The organism is Glycomyces sp. YM15, from assembly GCF_016918015.1.
In the GTDB taxonomy this organism is placed as follows: Bacteria; Actinomycetota; Actinomycetes; order Mycobacteriales; family Micromonosporaceae; genus Glycomyces.
This window is the reverse complement of the sequence record NZ_JAERMK010000058.1, coordinates 1-1,329: the sequence shown is the minus strand read 5'-3', so window position 1 is coordinate 1,329 and position 1,329 is coordinate 1. Positions and strand designations below refer to the sequence as shown.

1 protein-coding gene is annotated in these 1,329 nt (G+C 68.2%); it reads left to right on the top strand.

Features of this window, described 5'->3' with window-relative positions; genetic code table 11:
• Positions 1 to 132 precede the first annotated feature (132 nt).
• Positions 133 to 1,296: an IS30 family transposase gene (locus tag JHY01_RS26160; protein ID WP_374199607.1), complete on the top strand. Its 1,164-nt coding sequence runs from the start codon at positions 133 to 135 to the stop codon at positions 1,294 to 1,296.
• Positions 1,297 to 1,329 lie beyond the last annotated feature (33 nt).

Below are 1,329 nucleotides of genomic sequence, written 5' to 3'. Positions count from 1 at the left end.
CTTGGGTTCTAGGAGTCGTTGCAACACCTTGATCTACAAGGGATTGCGATGGACTTCCAGATCCGTCAGAACCGGACCAAAGCTCAGGGCCCGAGGAAGCTGACCGCGGAGCGGCATGCTTTCCTGCAGCTCATGTCAGAGGGCAAGAGCAACAGGGAAGCATGCCGCATCGTCGGCATCGACGAGCGGACCGGCCGCAAATGGCGCAACGGCCGCACCTATGTGACCAGGTCCGGGACCGTGGTCCGGACCGCGACGGGGACGGTGAGCGCTTCGCCGTCCCCCGCCGCGCCCCAGGGGCGGTCGCGGTTCCTGGTCGAGGACGAGCGGATCGTTATCGCCGACCGACGCCGCGAAGGCGCCTCGATCCGCGACATCGCCCGCGAACTTGGAAGAGACCCATCGACGATCAGCCGGGAGCTGGCCCGCAACGCCCACCCCGATTCTGGTGACTACCGCCCCCACGCCGCGCAGCGGCGCTGCGATGCGCGCCGGGCCCGCCCCAAGACGAGCAAGATCGCCGCCAACAGCGAGCTGCGAACGCTCCTCCAACGCCGCCTGGACCTACGCTGGAGTCCTGAGCAGATCAGCACGACACTGCGCAGGGACTTCCCCGACCGGCCGGAGATGCACGTGGTCCACGAGACGATCTATCAGGCGCTCTATGTCCAGGCCCGTGGCGGTCTGCGCCGCGAGGTCGCCGCGGCGCTGCGCACCGGCCGCGCGATGCGCCGCCCCCGCCGCCAAGCTGATCGCCGCCAGCACCGCGCAATCAAGAACATGGTCAACGTCTCCGAGCGTCCCGCCGAGGCGGCCGACCGGGCCGTCCCCGGCCACTGGGAAGGCGACCTGATCACCGGCGAGAAGAACGGCTCGGCGATCGGGACCCTGGTCGAACGCTCCACCCGCTACGTCATGCTCGTCCACCTGCCCGGCCGCCACGACGCCGTCAGCGTCCGTGACGCTCTCATCGACACCGCCCGCACCCTCCCGGCGCACCTGCTGAAGTCGCTGACCTGGGACCAGGGCTCGGAAATGGCCGAACACCTCGCCTTCAGCCTCGCCACCGACATCCCGGTGTTCTTCTGCGACCCGGCCAGCCCCTGGCAGCGCGGCTCGAACGAGAACACCAACGGGCTACTGCGCCAGTACTTCCCCAAGAGCACCGACCTGTCCGTCCACAGCGCCGAACACCTCGCCGCCGTCGCCGCCGAACTCAACGGACGCCCACGCAAAACGCTCGCCTGGGAAACCCCAGCCGAGCGCCTCGCTAAACTCATCCACACCAGCGAATAACCAGCAGTGTTGCAACCACCCCTAGAATCCGCC